The organism is Nonomuraea solani (genome assembly GCF_900108335.1).
In the GTDB taxonomy this organism is placed as follows: Bacteria; Actinomycetota; Actinomycetes; order Streptosporangiales; family Streptosporangiaceae; genus Nonomuraea; species Nonomuraea solani.
The window spans coordinates 407028-424872 of sequence record NZ_FNVT01000007.1 but is presented as its reverse complement, the minus strand read 5'-3'; the positions used below and the strand labels follow the sequence as shown (position 1 = coordinate 424872).

Annotated in this window: 16 protein-coding genes and 1 pseudogene; 7 read left to right on the top strand and 10 right to left on the bottom strand. The window is 70.4% G+C overall.

Annotated elements, in window-relative coordinates:
• Window positions 1-109: 109 nt before the first annotated feature.
• Window positions 110-730 (top strand): SAM-dependent methyltransferase, encoded by a 621-nt coding sequence (locus C4V41_RS27165; protein WP_103958752.1) that lies wholly within the window; start codon window positions 110-112, stop codon window positions 728-730.
• Here C4V41_RS27165 and C4V41_RS27160 read toward each other — a convergent pair.
• The 5 genes and pseudogenes from C4V41_RS27160 to C4V41_RS27140 all read right to left on the bottom strand — a co-directional run bounded on the left by C4V41_RS27160 (window position 727) and on the right by C4V41_RS27140 (window position 5937).
• Window positions 727-1837, bottom strand: a pseudogene (locus C4V41_RS27160) (hemolysin family protein). The gene C4V41_RS27165 and the pseudogene C4V41_RS27160 overlap by 4 nt on opposite strands.
• Window positions 1838-1988: 151 nt before the next feature.
• Window positions 1989-3152 carry a glycosyltransferase family 4 protein gene (locus C4V41_RS27155; protein ID WP_103958751.1) on the bottom strand — a complete coding sequence of 388 codons (1164 nt, stop codon included), beginning with the start codon at window positions 3150-3152 and terminating at the stop codon, window positions 1989-1991.
• Window positions 3149-4003, bottom strand: coding sequence for a sulfotransferase family protein (locus C4V41_RS27150; protein ID WP_103958750.1), 855 nt, complete (start codon window positions 4001-4003; stop codon window positions 3149-3151). Before C4V41_RS27150 ends, C4V41_RS27155 begins: the two co-directional genes overlap by 4 nt.
• Before the next feature lie 212 nt (window positions 4004-4215).
• Entirely contained in the window at window positions 4216-5379 is a 1164-nt protein-coding gene (locus tag C4V41_RS27145; protein WP_235030404.1) for an acyltransferase family protein, read from the bottom strand.
• Window positions 5380-5388: 9 nt separating this feature from the next.
• Window positions 5389-5937: an alpha/beta fold hydrolase gene (locus tag C4V41_RS27140; protein WP_103958748.1), complete on the bottom strand. Its 549-nt coding sequence runs from the start codon at window positions 5935-5937 to the stop codon at window positions 5389-5391.
• A 200-nt stretch (window positions 5938-6137) separates the two neighbouring features.
• Between C4V41_RS27140 and C4V41_RS27135 the strand changes: the two genes are divergently transcribed.
• The 6 genes from C4V41_RS27135 to C4V41_RS27110 all read left to right on the top strand — a co-directional run bounded on the left by C4V41_RS27135 (window position 6138) and on the right by C4V41_RS27110 (window position 12912).
• Window positions 6138-7460, top strand: coding sequence for an ABC transporter substrate-binding protein (locus tag C4V41_RS27135; protein WP_103958747.1), 1323 nt, complete (start codon window positions 6138-6140; stop codon window positions 7458-7460).
• Window positions 7457-8392, top strand: coding sequence for a carbohydrate ABC transporter permease (locus C4V41_RS27130; protein ID WP_407670049.1), 936 nt, complete (start codon window positions 7457-7459; stop codon window positions 8390-8392). Before C4V41_RS27135 ends, C4V41_RS27130 begins: the two co-directional genes overlap by 4 nt.
• A 9-nt stretch (window positions 8393-8401) precedes the next feature.
• On the top strand, window positions 8402-9277 hold the full coding sequence (locus tag C4V41_RS27125) for a carbohydrate ABC transporter permease (RefSeq protein ID WP_103958746.1): 876 nt from the start codon (window positions 8402-8404) through the stop codon (window positions 9275-9277).
• A gap of 122 nt (window positions 9278-9399) precedes the next feature.
• A complete protein-coding gene (locus C4V41_RS27120) occupies window positions 9400-10428 on the top strand; it encodes a DUF6807 domain-containing protein (protein ID WP_103958745.1) in 1029 nt (342 codons plus the stop codon).
• On the top strand, window positions 10425-11762 hold the full coding sequence (locus tag C4V41_RS27115; RefSeq protein ID WP_103958744.1) for an ROK family transcriptional regulator: 1338 nt from the start codon (window positions 10425-10427) through the stop codon (window positions 11760-11762). The genes C4V41_RS27120 and C4V41_RS27115 overlap by 4 nt, the downstream gene beginning before the upstream one ends.
• 52 nt (window positions 11763-11814) lie before the next feature.
• Window positions 11815-12912 (top strand): serine hydrolase domain-containing protein, encoded by a 1098-nt coding sequence (locus tag C4V41_RS27110; protein ID WP_103958743.1) that lies wholly within the window; start codon window positions 11815-11817, stop codon window positions 12910-12912.
• Between the two features lie 6 nt (window positions 12913-12918).
• On the opposite strand, the gene C4V41_RS27105 is transcribed toward C4V41_RS27110, so the two are convergent.
• The 5 genes from C4V41_RS27105 to C4V41_RS27085 all read right to left on the bottom strand — a co-directional run bounded on the left by C4V41_RS27105 (window position 12919) and on the right by C4V41_RS27085 (window position 17776).
• Window positions 12919-14451, bottom strand: coding sequence for a CU044_5270 family protein (locus C4V41_RS27105; RefSeq protein ID WP_103958742.1), 1533 nt, complete (start codon window positions 14449-14451; stop codon window positions 12919-12921).
• A complete protein-coding gene (locus C4V41_RS27100) occupies window positions 14444-15049 on the bottom strand; it encodes an RNA polymerase sigma factor (RefSeq protein WP_327537471.1) in 606 nt (201 codons plus the stop codon). Before C4V41_RS27100 ends, C4V41_RS27105 begins: the two co-directional genes overlap by 8 nt.
• Before the next feature lie 60 nt (window positions 15050-15109).
• Window positions 15110-15868, bottom strand: a complete 759-nt coding sequence (locus tag C4V41_RS27095) for an ankyrin repeat domain-containing protein (RefSeq protein WP_103958741.1) — start codon at window positions 15866-15868, stop codon at window positions 15110-15112.
• A gap of 70 nt (window positions 15869-15938) precedes the next feature.
• Window positions 15939-16298 carry a hypothetical protein gene (locus C4V41_RS27090; protein WP_103958740.1) on the bottom strand — a complete coding sequence of 120 codons (360 nt, stop codon included), beginning with the start codon at window positions 16296-16298 and terminating at the stop codon, window positions 15939-15941.
• Window positions 16295-17776 (bottom strand): hypothetical protein, encoded by a 1482-nt coding sequence (locus C4V41_RS27085; protein WP_146103801.1) that lies wholly within the window; start codon window positions 17774-17776, stop codon window positions 16295-16297. Before C4V41_RS27085 ends, C4V41_RS27090 begins: the two co-directional genes overlap by 4 nt.
• Window positions 17777-17845 lie beyond the last annotated feature (69 nt).

Below are 17845 nucleotides of genomic sequence, written 5' to 3'. Positions count from 1 at the left end.
ACAGAGAACGTCAACCCCCTAGGTGATTCCCCCTAACCCTTGAGCACGACGGCGAAGATCGGTCCTGGGGCTCGTGACGGCCGGCCGGCGCCGTTCGTAGATTGCGCCCATGCCTCTGCCGGAACTGCTGCACCGCGCCCTGTTCAAAGGGGTGTCCCTGCTCCCGCCCGCCGTCCAGGCGGCCCTGCTGCGCCGCTACTTCGACTGGTGGCACCGCTCGCCCGATCCGTGGCGGCTCGGCACCGACGACTACGAACGGCACAAGTACGCCACCACGCTGCGCCTCCTGCCCGACCGGACCTACCGCCACATCCTGGACGTGGGCTGCAGCGAGGGCGTGTTCACGCACATGCTGGCCACCGGCCATCCCGAGGCGGAGGTCACCGGCGTGGACGTCTCAGAACGCGCGCTCAACCGCGCCCGCGGCCGCCCCGGGCCGGCCCGCCTGAGCTTCACGCGGGCCGACCTGATCTCCTACGAGCGCTCCCGCGCCTTCGACCTCGTCGTGTGCGCGGAAACGCTCTACTACGTGGGCCGGCACGAACGGCTCCGGCTGGCCTCGGCCCGTCTCGTCGACCTCGTCCGGCCGGGCGGCCTGCTGATCCTCGTGCATCCCTGGCCGGAGGCCCGGCGGCTCTACACCCACATCGACGGCGCCATGACGCGGGTGCTGCACCACGTCGAGCGGGACTCGCCCCGCCCGTTCGCGGTCACCGCCTTCGAAGCCTAGTCAGCCGGGGCCGGAGCGGCGCGCTTGAGGCGTACCTGGGTGATGGCGTGACGTTCGGTGGCCGCGACGCGCAGGTGCCAGCCGCCCGTCGTGACCGACTCGCCGGGGGCGGTGGGCACGCGGCCGAGCAGCGCGAGGACGAGGCCCGCGACGGTGGTGTAGTCGCCGTCCGGGCGGCCGTCCAGGTGCACGTCGAGGTCGGGCAGGTCGTGGACGGGGAAGCCGCCGGGCACCAGGATGCTGCCGTCGGCCTCGCGGCCGACGCCGATGACGTCGCGGTCGGTCTCGTCGTAGATCTCGCCGACGACCTCTTCGAGCAGGTCCTCCAGCGTGACGATGCCGTCCACCACGCCGTGCTCGTCGATGACGAGGGCGAACTGCTCGCGTTCGCTCTTGAAGCGGCGCAGCGCGTCGGCGACGGGCACGCTGTCGGGCAGGAGCAGCGGCGGGCGCGCCACGTCGGCGGCGGTCACGGCGCTCTCGTCGGTCAGCAGGTCACGCAGGCTGGCGATGCCCACGCTCTCCTCAAGGGCGTTGTCGCGGATCACGGGCGCGCGGGAGTGGCCCGAGGCGGCCAGCAGCCGGCGGGCCTCCTCGACCGGGGTCTCGGCGTCCAGGGTGAAGACGTCGCGGCGGGAGATCAGCACCTCGCGCAGGATGCGCTCACTGATCTCGACGGCGCCGGAGATGATCAGGCGCTGCGAGCAGCGCCCAGGTCTCGGCGCGCTGCATGGCCACGCGCTTGGGGGCCAGCTCGCCGAAGACCAGGGTCAGGAAGGTCAGCACGATGGTCACGAGCACGATCGCCACCGGGCTCGCGGCGCCGCCGAGGAACCCGAGCAGCGGCACCAGGGGCGCGGACAGGGTGACGGCGGCGGTCGCCGAGGCCAGGAAGCCCGACAGGGTGATGACGAGCTGAATGGTGGCCATGAACCGGTTGGGGTCGCGCGCCAGGCGGACCAGGATGCGGCCGCCCGCGTTCTGCTGCTCCAGCCTGCGCAACCGGCCCTCCCGGAGGGAGACCAGCGCGAGCTCGCTACCCGCGAAGATCGCGTTGACGATGATCAGAACCAGGACCAGGGCAAGCTGAAACCCATAGCCGTCCACGGCTGAAGAACTCCTTGAGCTGGAAGAGAGGCCGCCATGGACGGGTCACTGGGCGGAGGTGGCGCGCCGGGCCGGGGCCCGGCCTGGTATTGCACTCCTCCACAGGACTCCGTTCTCGCTTTCACACAGCGGGCTTTATGGGCGATAACGCTCAAAGGCGGCTAAAGGTCCCCCCGCCGATCAGCGAGGTGAACAGGTCCTCCCAGAGCGGCATCACGACGTGCGGGGTGTAGTCCTGCGCCGTCTCCGCGGCGGCGGTGCCCAGGCGGTCACGGAGATCGGCGTCGCCCATCGCCTGGGACAGGGCCTCGGCCAGCGCGTCCACGTCGCGAGGCGGCACCAGCAGCCCGTCCTCGCCGGGGGTCAGCACGTCGCCGGGGCCAGTGGGGCAGTCGAAGGCGACGACCGGCAGGGCGTGGCCCATCGCCTCGATCATCGCCATCGGCAGGCCCTCGATGCGCGAGCTCAGCGCGTAGATCGACGCCTTGGCGAGTTCCTCGTGGATGCGGTTGCTCCGGCCCATCAGCCTGATCCGGTCACCCATGCCGGCCTCGTCGATCCTGGCCTGTAACTTCTCCTTCGACGGTCCCGTGCCGAAGATGCGTAAGCTCCACTCGGGATGCTCGCGGGCGGCGGCGGCGAAGGCGGGGATGAGCAGGTCGAAGCCCTTCTGCGGCACCAGCCGGCCCACTGCGATGACGATCGGGCGGCTCCGGTCGGAGTGCTTGCGCTCGTCCATGTGCACGGCGTTGGGGATGCGGACCACGGGTGTGCGCGGCAGCAGGGCGTGATATTCCCTGCGGCTGGTCTCGGTCAGCACCGCCACCGTGTCGAAGCCGTCGTAGTGGCGGCCGATCTGCTCGCGTACGGCCTCGTGGTAGGAGGCCAGGTTCATGTGCTCTTGCGCGACGCGGATCACGCCGGAGGTGGCGCGGCGGGCCGAGATGAGGTTGAGCGCCGGGCGGGTGGTCACCAGGATGCCGTCGCGCAGGCCCGACACGTAGTCGATGACCGCGCCCTCGACCCGTTCGGTGAAGTAGTCGGCGGCGAACTCGCCGTACGGGACGATCTTGCCGCGGGCCCGGCGCCACACCTTGCGGGCCAGGGTGTCGGCCGTGACGCCGTCGCGCTGGTCCACCAGCGACGACAGCGTGACGCGCCGGTCGATGGCGAACTGCGGGTCGGTACGCCGCCGGACCGCGCTGACGATCTCGACCTCGTGGCCCGCCTCGGCCATCGCGTTCGCCTGGTTGACCACGGTGCGAATGGTGCCGCCCATGCCGTAGGCGTGCAGCAACATGTATCGGATCTTCAAACCAGGTACTCCCAGGTTCGGCACATGTCCTTGAGCTCGTCGGGGATGTCCGCCGCGCTGGGCAGGTCGCGGCCGCGCTGCACCGAGCCCGAGCGGATCTTGTCCTTCCAGTCGCCGAGCCCCTTGGTCACGACGTCCGGGGTGCCGTAGGAGAGCAGCTCGGGCGCCCAGGGCAGGTCCAGGAAGTCGCAGATGCCGCGCCCGGTCTTCTCCGGTTCGGCGGTCAGCTCCTCGTAGCGCACGGTCAGGCCCGGCAGTGCTTTACGGGCCCGCTGTACGGCCTTCATGTAGCGCAGCGCGTCGGCCGCCGCCTCGCGCGGGGTGCGCTTGTCCGGGCTGGCCTCGTGCCAGGAGGCGGCGATGGAGGCCGGGTGGCGCAGCAGGAACACGAACCTGGCGTCCGGCCAGCAGGTGGCCAGCCGCTCGAAGGCGAAGGCGTTGGCGGGGGTCTTCTCGACGATGAACCGTTTGCCGCTGCGTACGAGCTCGCGGTGGAGCACCCGATCCCACAGCAGGTGTTCGAGGTCGGCCCGGTTGTGCCCGAGCGCCGCCATGGCCTTGTCCGCCAGCGAGGTATCGAATTCCACCCTCAACCGGCGTACGTGCAGCTCATGGGGAGCGTGCAGGTCCGGGTGAGCGTTCAGCATCGCCCGCAGCAGCGTCGAGCCCGACCTGACCGGCGAGATGATGAACACCGGCGCGGTCAGCAGCCGGTCGGTCTCCGGGTCCGCAGGCGGCCGGAAGGGCACCTCGGGCCTTTTCGGAGAGACCTTCTCCGCTTTTCCTACTCGGTTGATTTGGAATCCTGTGTACCTGGCCAGCGCCTTGTCGATCTTGCGCTGCCACTTCATGTCGAGGGACAGTACCGGGCCTACCTGGGAATTGGCTGTGGATCAAGAGCGCCCCAACCGGCCCCCATAAAGTGGGGCAAACTTGGGCATAAGTTGCCACAAGGGGGGCCGAACGACGTGGGAGGCAGCGGGCGCCGGCGGTTACGGTGGCCGGCGGTGCTGCTGTGGGCGCTGATCTGGCTGCTGCACCTGCACGACTTCCTGGTGACCTTCTAGCGCGAGCGGCCGAGGCGCTGCGCGGGCAGCTCGATCAGCCGGTACGTGAGCCCGCTGACCAGCAGGATGGCCGCCGTGGTGAGGGTCATGACCAGCGCCTGGACCGGCGGGGGAGCCGTCCGCAGATCCCCGGCCAGCGCCGTGAGCAGCTTCAGCACCGGCACATGGGTCAGGTAGAGCGAATAGCTGACCATCCCCAGCCACACCAGGGACCGGGGGATCCGCCACCTCTCCCGCACCGCCATGACCCCGGCGAACGTCGCGGCCGCCATCGCGAGCGTGGTGATCCACACGTCGGGCTGCACCCACCACCATCCGGCCTGCGGCGCCCACACCGGCGCCACGGCCACCAGCACGGCGGCGGCCCCGACCGGCCACAGGCGGCCCGCCTCCCGCTCCCACCGGTGGACGGCGGCCCCGGCGAACATCACCGCCAGGATGGCCGCGCCGAACCACGGCGCCCGGCTGCTGAGGAACAGCAGCGCGACCGCCCCGATCCCCAGTGCGAGCGTGACCGGCACGGCGCCCCGCCGCGCGACCACGCAGGCCAGGCCGAGCGCGAAGGCCACGGTCGACGCCCACACGACCCACCCGCCGGTCAGCGGCGGCCCGGACAGCAGCAGCCCGGCCAGCACGGCGCCCCCGGCGAACAGCAGAGCCGCCACGCCGCCGCGCGTGTGCACGCCGGCCGCGTACATGGCGGCGCACACGAGGTAGAAGACCATCTCGTACGACAACGTCCACATGGGATCCACCACCGTGGCGACGCCGACCACGTCGGTCAGCATGGTGGCGTGCGCGGCGACCGCCGACGGGTCACGGGGCACGGCGTCGCGCACCGGAATCCACCACGCCAGCGCCAGGGTCAGGCCGATGACGGCGACGTAGAGCGGATATAGCCGGAACGCCCGCGAGATCCAGAAGGCCCGCAGATCTCCGCGCCGCTCCAGCGACACCGGGATGATGTAACCGCTGACCAGAAAGAACACCATCACGCCGTAGATGCCCAGGTTGCACCAGTACGGCCGCAGGGACGGCATGATCGCCTGCAGCATGTGCTCGGCGAGCACCGCGACCGCCGCTAGGCCGCGCAGGGCATCGAGCCAGGCCATGCGGGAGTGCGCGGATAAGTGTGAAATATCGGCTTCGGCGGTCGACACCCGACAAACCTAACCTGGTTTTCCACCCAGAAACGCGGCCACGGCCCGCAGCCAGGCTTCCGGCTGGTCCACGTGCGCCATGTGGCCCGCCTCCTCCAGCACCACCGCCGTGGCCGATGGGATCATCGCCGCCGCCCGCTCCGCCCGGGGCCGGCCGTCGGGGGTGGACACGGGGAGGACCGAGCTGGAGGCGATGGCGAGGCGGCGTACCGGGCGGGCGAGCGCCAGCCGCTGGGCGATCAGCCCGCCGTAGGAGAAGCCGAGCACGTCCACCTCGCCGATCTTCAGCGCGTCGAGCAGCGCCACGAGATCGCGGGTCGCCGCGTCCGGGGTGTACGCCCCGTCCGGCAGCCCCCGGGTGGACCGCCCGCAGCCGCGCAGGTCGGCGAAGACCACCTGGCGGGGCAGGCGGGCCAGCGGTTCCGTCAGGTAGGTGTGATCCCAGTCGGGGCCGCCGTGCACGACCAGCAGGGCGGGCCCGGGGGCCGTGGTGGTGCGGGCGGTGAAGAGGTCCACGACGGGATCGGTCGAGACGCGGACCAGGCTCTCGGTCATCATCGCCGCTCATCGTGCCATTTCCTTATTTGTTTCATGGGTTGACGTAACCCGAAATTCCGTCGTAACGTGACCGGCAGATTCCGGCGAGCGACCCACGACCCCGCAGGTCGCCGCCGTCGCAGGGTGGCGCCGATCCGCGTGCCCGAGACACCCCCCATGCCGTGAAAACGCGGCAATTCTCGTGAAGGGACTGCGCCCACATGACGGATCGATCCGGGATCGGCCTGAGCCGCCGGGACTTGGTGAGAATGGCCGGGCTGACCGGCCTCGGACTCGGCCTGACCGCGTGCGGCCGCGGCTTCGGCGGCGGCGGCGACGCGCCCACCGGCGGTGGCGTGCGGCTGAACATGGTCTGGTGGGGCGATGCCACCCGGGCGCAGAAGACGCAGGCCGCGCTCGACGTCTTCCAGCGCAAGAACCCCGGCATCACGGTCAAGACCGAGTATCAGGACAGCGGCCCGTACAAGGACAAACTGGCCACCCGCTTCGCCGCCGGCGACCCGCCCGATCTCATGATGATGCGGATGGACAGCCTGCGTGAATACGCCGACCGCGGCGCCCTCCTCGACCTCAACCAGCACAAGGGCGCGGTCGACGTCACCGGGCTGAGCGAGAGCGTGCTGGGCCTGGCCGCCGTCGGCGACAAGAACTTCGGCATCGCCTCCGGCCTGAACAGCATCGGCTTCGTCGTCAACAAGACCCTGACCGAGAAGTACGGCGTCAAGATCCCCGACGGCGACACCTGGAGCTGGAAGGACCTGGCCGCGTTCGCCAAGGAGATCTCCGACGCCAGCGGCAAGAAGGTCTACGGCACCGGATTCGAGCCCGCCACCCTGGCCAACCTCATCGTCTACACCCGCCAGCGCGGCGAGGACTTCTACACCGCCGACGGCAAGCTGGGCATCAGCGAGGCCACCGTCGTCGCCTGGTTCGAGATGGTCGAGAAGATGCGGGCCGAAGGCGGGTTCCCGCCCGCGGGCTTCTTCGAGAACATCGGCGGCTCCGCCGAGCAGTCATACCTCGCCAAGGGCACGCTCGCCTCGCAGATCATCCCCACCAACAACTTCCTGGGCTACAACGCCGCCGCCGGCGGCAACCTGGCGCTGCTGCGCATCCCCGGCGAGACCACCGAGAAGCGGCGCGGCCAGTCGATCGACACCCCGGCCCTGTGGTCGGTCGCCGCCCGGTCCAAGCACCCCGCCGAGACGCTCAAGCTGCTCGACTTCCTCATCAACGACCCCGACGCCTCCAAGGCCACCGGCACGACGCGCGGCGTGCCCGCCAACGCGAAGGTGGCCGCCGAGGTCAAGCCGAGCCTGCCGCCCGACGACCAGGTCGCCACCGACTACCTGGCCGGGCTGCAGAAGGAGGAGTTGCCGCGCGCGTACACGTATCCGCCCGGTTCGAGCGGCATCGCCGGCAGCCTGGAGACGATCGCCACCGAGGTCGAGTTCAAGCGGCAGACGCCGCAGCAGGGCGCCAAGGCGTTCCTCGAAGCGGGCGCGAAGGCGCTCGGCGGGTGACTCGATCCGTGCTGGAGCGGCCCGTCGCCGCGCCTCCCGTCAAGGCGGCCCGGCGGCGGGCGAAGCCGCCGCAGGACCGGGCCGGCTACCTGTTCCTGCTGCCGTGGTTCATCGGGATGCTGTTCACGGTCATCCCGTTCTTCGCGTCGCTGTATCTGGCGTTCACCGACTACAACCTCCTCAACGCGCCGCGGTGGATCGGCCTGGACAACTTCACCGAGATGCTCGGCGACCCGGTGCTGCACCAGTCGCTGAAGGTCACCTTCGTCTACACGTTCGTGTCGGTGCCGCTGTCGCTGCTCGCGGCCCTCGGCGTGGCCATGCTGCTCAACCGGGGCGTACGCGGCCTGCCCGTCTACCGGGCGGTGTTCTACCTGCCGTCGTTGCTCGGCGGCAGCGTGGCGATCGTGCTGCTGTGGCGCTACATCTTCGGCCTCGACGGCATCGTGAACGGCTTCCTCGGCTGGTTCGGCATCGAAGGCCCCGGCTGGACGACCGACCCCGACTACGCGCTCACCACGCTGATCGTGCTGCACATCTGGACGTTCGGCTCACCCATGGTGATCTTCCTGGCCGGGCTGCGGCAGATCCCCGTCATGTACTACGAGGCCGCCGCCATGGACGGCGCGTCGAAGTGGCGCCGGTTCCGCTCGATCACGCTGCCGCTGCTCAGCCCGATCATCTTCTTCAACCTGATCCAGTCCCTGATCTCGTCGTTCCAGACCTTCACCCAGGGCTTCATCATGAGCGGCGGCACCGGCGGCCCGGCCAACTCCACGCTCTTCTACAACCTGTACCTGTACCAACAGGGGTTCTCCCAGTTCAACATGGGCTACGCCTCGGCCATGGCCTGGATGCTGCTGGTGATCATCGCGGCGTTCACCGCGGTCAACTTCCTGGCCGCGAAGTACTGGGTCTTCTACGACAACTGAGGTCTCAACATGTCGGCTCCTCCGTACGAAGAGGACAGTTACATCGAACGGATCGGCAGCAGCCGCCGGTCCCGGTTCGTCAAGCACGTGCTGCTCTGCCTGGCCGGGGCGGTCATGCTCTATCCGCTGGGATGGCTGATCTCCAGCTCGCTCAAACCCGACGAGCTGATCTTCACCGACCTGTCGCTCTGGCCGGCCGCGTGGGACCTGAGCAACTACGCGCGTGGCTGGACCGCCCTGGAGCACCCGTTCACCGTCTATCTGGTGAACTCGCTGGTCATCGTGGTGCTGAGCATCGTCGGGAACCTGATCTCGTGCTCGCTGGCCGCGTACGGCTTCGCCCGGCTGAAGTTCACCGGCCGCAAGCTCTTCTTCGCCCTGATGCTCGGCACCATGATGCTGCCCGGCCACGTGCTGCTGGTGCCGCAGTACATCGTGTTCGCCAAACTCGGCTGGCTCAACACCTACTATCCGCTGCTGGTGCCGAACTTCCTGGCCACCAACGCGTTCTACATCTTCCTGATGGTGCAGTTCATGCGCGCCCTGCCCAAGGAGCTCGACGACGCGGCGCGCATCGACGGCTGCGGGCCGTTCCGTACCTTCTGGAAGGTCATCATGCCGCTGTGCATGCCCGCCTTCGCGACCACCGCCATCTTCACGTTCATCTCGGTCTGGAACGAGTTCTTCGGTCCGCTGATCTATCTGACCGACTCCGAGCTCTACACCGTGCCGCTGGCCCTGCGGCAGTTCATCGACTCCGAGGGCCAGTCGCAGTGGGGGCAGATGTTCGCCATGTCGTTCCTCTCCCTCGCACCGGTGATCGGGTTCTTCATCGCCGGCCAGAAATACCTGGTCAAGGGCATCGCCACGACCGGACTGAAATAGCCGCGCCCACCCGCCGGCCGCCGAAACGGGGAGCCCGAGAATTGTCGTACGCTCAGGAAGCACCGCGACCTCCGGGAGATCCACTCGGCCTGGTCAGGGCGGAGAGAGGCGGCGATACCACCATGAAGGCTCCCGGCGCAGGTCCGGTGCTCGCCGAGCGGCCACGTGGCGTCGCCGTCCTGCGCCTGCGCGGCCACGACGTCGCCCACTACAACTGGGAGCCCGACCTGCCGCTGTCCACCTCGCCGCGCCCCTACCTGCATCCGGTACGCACGCTGGCCGGCACCACCGTCACCGACGCCGCCCCCGACTCCCACAGTCACCAGTTCGGGATCAGCGTCGCCTTTCCCGACATTGACGGGCGCAACTTCTGGGGCGGGCGCACCTTCGTGGCCGGGCACGGGCCGGCCTGGCTGGACAACCACGGCACGCAGCGGCACCAGCGCTGGCTGCGCCGGACGGGCACGGAGCTGACGCACACCTTGCACTGGGTCGGGCCGCACGCGACGACGCTGCTGGCGGAGGAGCGTTCGATCACCTGCCGGGCTCTGGGGGAGACCGCCTGGTCGCTGGGGGTGCGGACCCGGCTCACCAACGTCACCGGGGCGCCGCTGCCGATCCGCAGCCCGGCGGCGCTCGGGCGGGTGGGGGCCGGGTTCGGCGGCATCTTCTGGCGCGGCCCGGCCGTATCGGGCGCCCCCCGCGTCCTCAGCCCGGCCGTCACGGACCTGGGGGACGGGCCGGGCACCGCCGGTCTCGCACGTGTGCCCGGTGCCTCCGGTGCCTCGGGTGCTTCCGGTGTCGCCGGTGCCTCGGGCGCATCGGGTGCCTCCGGTGCTTTCAGTGCCTTCGGGGCTGATGTCGGGCGGGTTCATGGCGCGACCGCGCCGTGGATCGCCGTCACCGGTGCCGACCGTGACCGTGGGGAGTGGACGCTGGTGTTCACGCCGGGCGACGAGACGACGGCCCGCGACAGATGGTTCGTCCGCGCCCGCGACTACCTCGGCGTCTGCTCCTCGCCGACCTGGGACGAGCCGCTGGTCCTGGCCCCGGGCGAGACGATCGCCAGGCACGTCGTCATCGTGGTCGCCGACGGCGCGATCACCCCCGGGACGGCCGCCGAGCTCGCCGACATCGCCCGGCCGCGATGATGACCCCACCTGTCCGTCCGAGCCAGCCCAGGCAGCCCCAGGAACCCGTCCGGCAGGAGAACCTGCGCACCCTCAACCTCGAACTCGTCTTCCGTCACATCCTGTCCGCCGGCCGCCCCATCTCCCGTACCGAACTGGCCGCCCTCACCGGCCTGACCAGGCCCACCATCACGCGCATCGCCGAAGAACTGCTGGCCGGGCAGCTCATCACCGAGGGCGCCGTGACGCACAGCGGGCGCGCGGGCCGGCCCCGCGTCGGCCTGACCCTCTCCGAGAAGGGCCCTGCCGGGCTCGGGCTCGACATCCGCGCCGACGGGCTGGCGGCCTGCGTCGTCGATCTCACCGGCACCGTCCGCCACCTGGCGTTCGCCCCCTCCGCCGGCCGGGACGCCCCCGACGTGCTGAGCAACCTGGCCGCCATGGCGGGCGCCGCGATCGACGCCGTCGCGGCGGACGACCTCGCCGTCGTCACCGCCACCCTCGCCGTCCCGGGGCCCGTCTCCGCCGGGGTGGTGCGCTCGGCGTCCGCGCTCGGCTGGCGCAACGTCGACGCCGGGGCGCTGCTGCGCACCGCCACCCGGCACCTCGACCTGCCCATCGCCGTCGAGAACGAAGCCAACCTGGCCGCCCTCGGCGAGCTCTACGCCAGCGACAACAGTCTCGACAGCTTCGTGTACGTCTCCGGCGGGCTGGGCATCGGGGCCGGCATCGTCCTGGGCGGCCAGCTCATGCGGGGGGCGCGTGGCTGGAGCGGCGAACTCGGCCACGTCACCGTCTACCCGGACGGCAAGCCCTGCCCTTGCGGCTCACGCGGCTGCCTCCAGACGTACGCCAGCCTCGCGGCCATCCTCGGCGACGCCCCCACCGGCACCCTTCCTGCGATCCCTGGGGCTGATGCCACCACCGGGACGGCCTCTGAGACCGGCGCCACGACCGGGACCGCCGCCTTTGGGGCCGGTGGCGTCACCGGGGTCGCCGCCACCCCCGAGGCCGTCATCACCGGTCGCGCCGAGGCCGGTGGGGCCGAGACGCTGGCCGCGCTCGACACCGCCGGCACCGCGCTGGGCATCGCCCTGTCCGGGATGCTCAACATCCTCGACATCGACACCGTCCTGCTCGGCGGCAGTTTCTCCCTCCTGGCGTCCTGGCTGACCATGAACGCCAGGGCCGAGCTCGACCAGCGCGTCCTCACGGCCGCCTGGGCCCCCGTGACCATCCGCCCCGCCCTGCTCGGGCCGGACGCCGCCGTCATCGGCGCCGCCCTGACCTCCATCGACCAGATCCGCCAGCACCCGACCGGCTGGCTCACCCGTCAGACGGCGGTCAGCCTCTGATTGTCCTCGATACCCCAGCCGGGTATGGTGCGGGTAACGGGAGGTGCATGACATGACCGCGGTCGAGGGATTCGCCGAAGACGGATATGACGAGGTGCGGAAGGTCTTCCAGCAACTCGTGGACGACGGCCGGGAGACGGGAGCGGGGGTCTCGGTCTGGCGCGACGGCCGCGAGGTCGTCCGGCTGAACGCCGGTTGGGCCGACGCCGGACGCCGCCGCCCCTGGCACGCCGGCACCCTGGTGCAGCCGTACTCGCTGTCCAAGTCCTTCGCGACACTCGCCGCGCTGGTGGCGGTCCGCGACGGCGCGCTGGAGCTGGACGAGCCGCTGGCCACCTACTGGCCCGCCTACGGGGTCAACGGCAAGGAACGTACGACGCTGCGCCAAGTGCTCACGCACCAGGCCGGCCAGCCGCGGTTCCCGGCCGAGGCGGCGGGCCTGAGCCTGCTCGACGACGCCGGCCTGCGGGAGAGCCTGGAACGGGCGGCCCCCGAGTACGTACCGGGCACGTCGCTGGGCGAGCACGCGCTGACGTACGGACATCTGATCGACGGCGCCCTGCGCGCGGGCGCGGGCACCACGCTGGGCGAGATGTTCAACGACGTCGTACGCCCCGCGCTGGAGCTGGACGCCTGGTTCGGCGTGCCGGACGATGACCTGGAGCGGGTCGCCGACCTGGAGTACGCCGACCCGGCCTGGCCCCGCCTGCTGCACGCGGCGCCGTGGCTCCAGATCCCCGACGGGGTGCTCGACGTCGAGCGGGCCAACTCCACGGCCTGGCGGCAGTCGGTCTTCGGCGCGGTCAACCTGCACACGACCGCCACCGCCATGGCCGCGTTCTTCGCCCGCCTGACCGCCGACGACGGGCCCGTGCGCGCGCTGCTCGGGCCGAAGCTGCACGCCGACCTTCTGACCTCGCAGGTCACGGACTTCGACGAGGTCTTCGGCACCCGGATCACCTGGACGCTGGGCTTCGTCCGCGACCACGGCAAGATCGCCAAGGGCGGGATCGGCGGTTCGGCCGCGTGGTGGTCCCGTAAGCACCACCACGCGTGCGCGTACCTGACCCGGAGGCTCGACGACCACTCCCGCGCCGCTCAGATCGCCATGGCCTTGGGAGACGACCTGAGCGTGGTGGGCGAGGACTGAGCGCCTTTATCCGGGCAGATCGGGCTGGTCGTCGGTCCAGCCGATGGCCTCGTACGAGGTGGATTGGCGCAATTGCACCTCCCGGCCGTCGGCGAGGGCGGCCGGGAACGTCGTCTCCAGCGCCAGCGGCAGGCCGCTGCGGGGATCGACGATCAGCCGGATCTCCGTCATCGTGCCCGGACTCGCCTCCACCTCATAACTGAGCGCCTGGCCGGGACGGCCCAGCGGATCCATCACCTCGCCCTCGGCCCGCATGCCCGGGAGCTGCGCCAGCAACTGGTACGCCGCGGCCCGCACCTCGGGGGAGACCGCCAGACCCCGCAGGATCTGCAGACATGCCTCGCGCAACAGCGGCTCCAGCTCCTTTCCTGCGTCGTCGAGGCGCTTCTCCAGGTATGAGCGGAGTTCGCCGGGTTCGTCGGGGATCTCGGCGAGGTCCTTCCAGGACATCAGCTTCATCATCAGCGCGCCGCCCGAACCCTGCCACTGACCGGTCAGCCTGGCGGCCTCCGGCTCGTCCGGGGCCGACTTCAGCTTCTGGCCGGACTCGGCGTTCAGGTCCGCGGTGTTCTGTGGGTACTGCCAGCTCGACGGCGAACCCGCCGCCCGCCAGGCCGCCTCGTCCTCGGGGGTCGCGGGCGCGGCGCCCAGGTCACGGCCGATCCGCCAGCCCTGGTCGGCCGGCTGCCGGGCCAGCCACTTCTCCACCGACAGGCTGTGCTGGAGCACGTACGAGCGGGTCGGATCGATCATCATCGACCGGTTCACCTCCCTGACCCGCCAGTAGCGGCCCTCCGCCGGCGCGGTGGCGATCGCCTTGGCGGCCGCGAGCAGGATCTGCCGCGCGGCGGGGCCGGACGTGGGGCTCTGGGAGGCACTGTGCGAGACTCCTGGCTGCGGCGGGGGCACCGAGGGGGCGGCGGTCACCATCACCACCGCGGCGACCGCGGCCAACGCCCCACCGGCAACGGCAACGGCCCAGCCACCCCGCGATCTCCTCCGACGAGCCGGCCCGCCCCGAGGCCCGGACACCTCCCGCGTCGCGGGACCGCCCCGGTAAGCCCGCCCATTCCGCACCACGGGCCCGCCGAGGACCCGAAGGCCGGCCTCGCCCCGTGCCCCGGGCTCGCCGTGGCGGCCGGACTCGCCCCGTGACGCGGGCCTGCCGTGGGGGCCGGGCTCATCCCAGGTCGCGGGGCCGGGCTCGGTGTGGGGTGCGGGACGGGGGGCCGGTTCTTCGGGGTGGCCCTGGGCGGCGTCTTTTGGGGCGGCGGGGAGGGCCGAGAGTTCGGCGAGCAGGCGGGTGCGGCCCTTGGCGATCATGCCCGGGGTCGGATCCGGGCCGCCGAGCAGGTCGCGTACCACGTCGTCCAGGTCGCGCATCACGCCGTCTGCGTCGTGCACCGTGCCGTCTGAGTCGCGGAGCACGCCGTCCGGGTCGTGCGCCATGCCGTCTGAGTCGCGGAGCACGTTGTTCGAGTCGCGTGGCACGTTGTCCGGGTCGCGTGGCATGTCGCCCAGGTCGTTCGGCTCATGCATCGGCTTCTCCGATCGTGGGGTTGACGCCGCCCAGAGCCGCGCGCAGCTTCCTGCGCACCCGGTTGAGCCGTGAGCCGACGGTGCCGAAGGGGATGTCCAGGGTCTGGGCGATCTCCTCGTGGCTGAGGCCGGCCAGCGCGACCAGCAACAACACGTCGCGGTCGCCGTCCGAGAGCCGTTCCAGTTCGGCCGCGAGCCGCCCCCGCAGGCCCGCCGCGCTCACCCAGGCCGCCACCCGGTCCTCGTGCCCCGGATCGGACGTGCCCTGGGTGGCCGAGGCGCGCTGTAAGAGCTCCAGCCGGCGGGTCTCGCTCCTGCGGTGGTGCCCGATCAGGTTGGTGACGATCCCGAACAGCCAGGCACGTACGGTGCCCCGGTCCGGATCGAAGGTCTCTCGTTTCCTGAAGGCCACGAGAAAGGTCTCGGCCGCCACGTCGTCGGCGAACTGCGTGCCGATTCGCCCGGCGACGTAGCGGTATATGTCAACGAAATAGCGGTCGTACAGCACGGCGAACGAGTCGGGGTGCTGCCACGACCGTGCGATGAGCTCGGTGTCATCGAGCAACGCCGGCATGTCGGGGGGAGCGGCCATCCGCATGGTGTCCCTTCTTTCGGTACACCGTTACTCCGCGAAAGTGCCGATTCGCTTTCACGGGCGTCAGATCGTACGGGCCTCCAGCAGGCGGACGATCTCGGCGTGACCTGTCCCGAGCACCGATTCCGAGCGCAGGTCACCGCTCGCGTCACGCACCTCGGCCACCATCCGTACGTCGCCGCCCTCGGACTCCTCACTACGGACGGAGATCCGCGATCCCTCGCGGGCATATTCGGCGGCCTGGGCGCGCAGCTCGGCCTCGATGTCCGCGCCCGCGTAGCGCCGGGCCCGATCGATGGGCCGCAGACCTTGGTCGTCGGTGGGCGCGGGGTCGGCGCCGTGGTCGAGCAGCGCCCTGACCACGGCCGTGGCGCCGTGCCCGGCGGCGTGGGAGAGGGCGGTGCCCCCGACGGAGTCACCGAGGTCGGGATCGGCGCCCCGGTCGAGCAGGACCCGCACCACGGCCAGGTGTTCCCTCGACGCCGCCCAGTGCAGGGCCGTCATCGCGGACCTCGGCAGGTCCTCCCGCTGGTCCGGGTTCGCGCCGGCGTCGAGCAGCGCGGTCACCGCGTCGAGGTGCCCCCAGCTCGCGGCGGCGCACAGAGGCAGCCCTTCGCTGTCGCCCCCGCTCTCCCTGTTGGGATCGGCGCCCGCCGCCAGCAGGATCCGCGCCATGTCCGCGTCACCTCGTACGGCCGCCTGATAAAGGGCGGTGCCGCCGTCCTCATCAGGCTCGTCCGGAGCCAGGCCACCGTCCAGCAGCCGCCTGACCTCCTCGTTCTCGCCGCAGATCGCCGCCGACACGAGCTCGCTTCCCATCATGCGCCCCAGTTTTCTACGCCGCCGCCCGCTAATCCACTTCTTTTAGGCCGGGCGAGTCGGTGGGCCGTCGCTACTGCAGGAGGGCGCGGACGCTCTCTTCGATGGCGGCGACCGCCGCGGCCAAGGTGGACAAGCCGCTGACCCCTGCGCCGAGGGCGCTCAGGAACCCCATCACCCGGCCCGGGTCTGGCTCGTCGGCCGCGAGTTCGCGGCCCGCCTGCTCCGCCGCCTCGATCGCCGCCCGCAGTTCGGGATGCCGCACCTCGGTGGCTCGCAGCTCGGTGAGGAGGTCGTCGAGCCGGGTACGGACGTCGCCGTACTGGCGGCGGTCGATCTTGCGGCTGTTCGCCTGGGCGTGCGAGCCGGCGGCCATGGCGTCGGCCTGGACGTGGGCGTTGCCGGCGATGTAGATGCCGCTGTTCTCGTTCATTTCGAGCCCCTCTGCGCCGCCGAGCGCGCCTGGCCGATGAGGTGTTCCGCACGGGCCACCGCGCCGGTCCCGGCCGCCACGCTGTCGCTGTTGATCTGTCCCTGGCCGGTCACGAAGATGCCGTTGTTCAGAATGGTCGTCTGGCGTTCGAGCAGAGCGCTCACGTCGACGTTGTGCTCGACCAGGAATTCGGTGAGGGCGTCCATGATCCGCTGTTCGGCGGCCTTGACGTACATCTCCTTGTCGAGTTGCTGGAAGTAACGGTGATAGCGGTGGTCCGTGGCGTGTTCGCGCGGGTTGTGGGCCGCGCCGTAGTTGAACGTGTGGCCCTCGATGGCCTTGACGGCCTCCTTCCGCAGCCGCATGTTCCTGCCTCGCGCGGCCAGCGTATTGACGGTGCCGGGCAGCGCGAAGAGCAGAGCGCCGAAGGTGCGCGCCAGCGCCTGCCCGGCTATCCAGATCTGCCGCCGTGACGACGTGCGGTTGGCGATCCTGTCGGCCGCGCGATAAGCGTCCCGCAGGGGTGGCAGCAGCGAATAGTGGGCCTCGGTGAACAGCAGGCCCTTCTCGGCGAGGAGCACGAATCGCAGGAAGATCGAGATGACCACCTCGCCCTCCCAGCCGGTCACGCTCACCGTGAGGTAGGGACGGGCGCGGGTCCTAGGGTCGTCGCGCAGCCGGTGGATCAACTCCGTGCTCACCGTGGACACGGGCGGGGCCTGCTCCCGGGGGAGCACGGCCTGCCGCAGGTCGGCGTCGATCTCGTCGCGCAGGTCGAGCCCGTTGACGAACAACCGGTCCTCGACGGTGAGCCCCGGCAGGCCGAGGGCGCGGATCTCGGCGGCCACCCGGTCGTAGAGCTGCCCGGCGGTGAACGGGACGACCTGCGCGTCGTTCTCGGCCTTGGCCACGTTCATGCTGAACGACCAGTTGCTGATTTTGCCGCCGTGTCCGATGAAGGGCGAGTAGCCCGCGAAAACCGTGACATTTCCCGAGTCGCGTTTCGCGATGTCGTTGAGGCGATCGCACATCTCGGTCGATTTGGGGAGCGGAGCGTCGGCCGGGTCGAAGAATGAACGGGTCAGCTTCGGGAAGATGATGACCTCGTAGGTGTAATAGAGCTCCAGGAAGACCACGAGGGCGCTCAGCACGAGCAGCAAGGGCAGCGAGAAACCGAAAACCGCCAAAATCGTGATGGTGATGGCGGCGAGCGTGGCATCCCGGATGCGCTGGCGTCTCTGCGCGAGAAGCGCGTATTTCAGGACCGTGGCCAGGTCGACGCCGGGGGAGTGGGCGATCGCGCGGAAAGTGTCGTGGAGAATGGCGTTGATGGCCGAATTGCGGGCTCTGGGGTCCAGCAGCATGGCGATGCAGAGGTGGCGGGTCGTTTCGGTGGCGGCCGGCTGAGTGTGCTGTCCACAGTTTCCGCATATAGCGACATTGGGTGGATTTAGTAGGTCGCAGTTGCCGCAGTTCATTTGCCCGCCCTTTAGGTGGTCGCCTGTGCGGCCTGACATTACCTCGACTTCGGTCAGAGGTCATGGGTA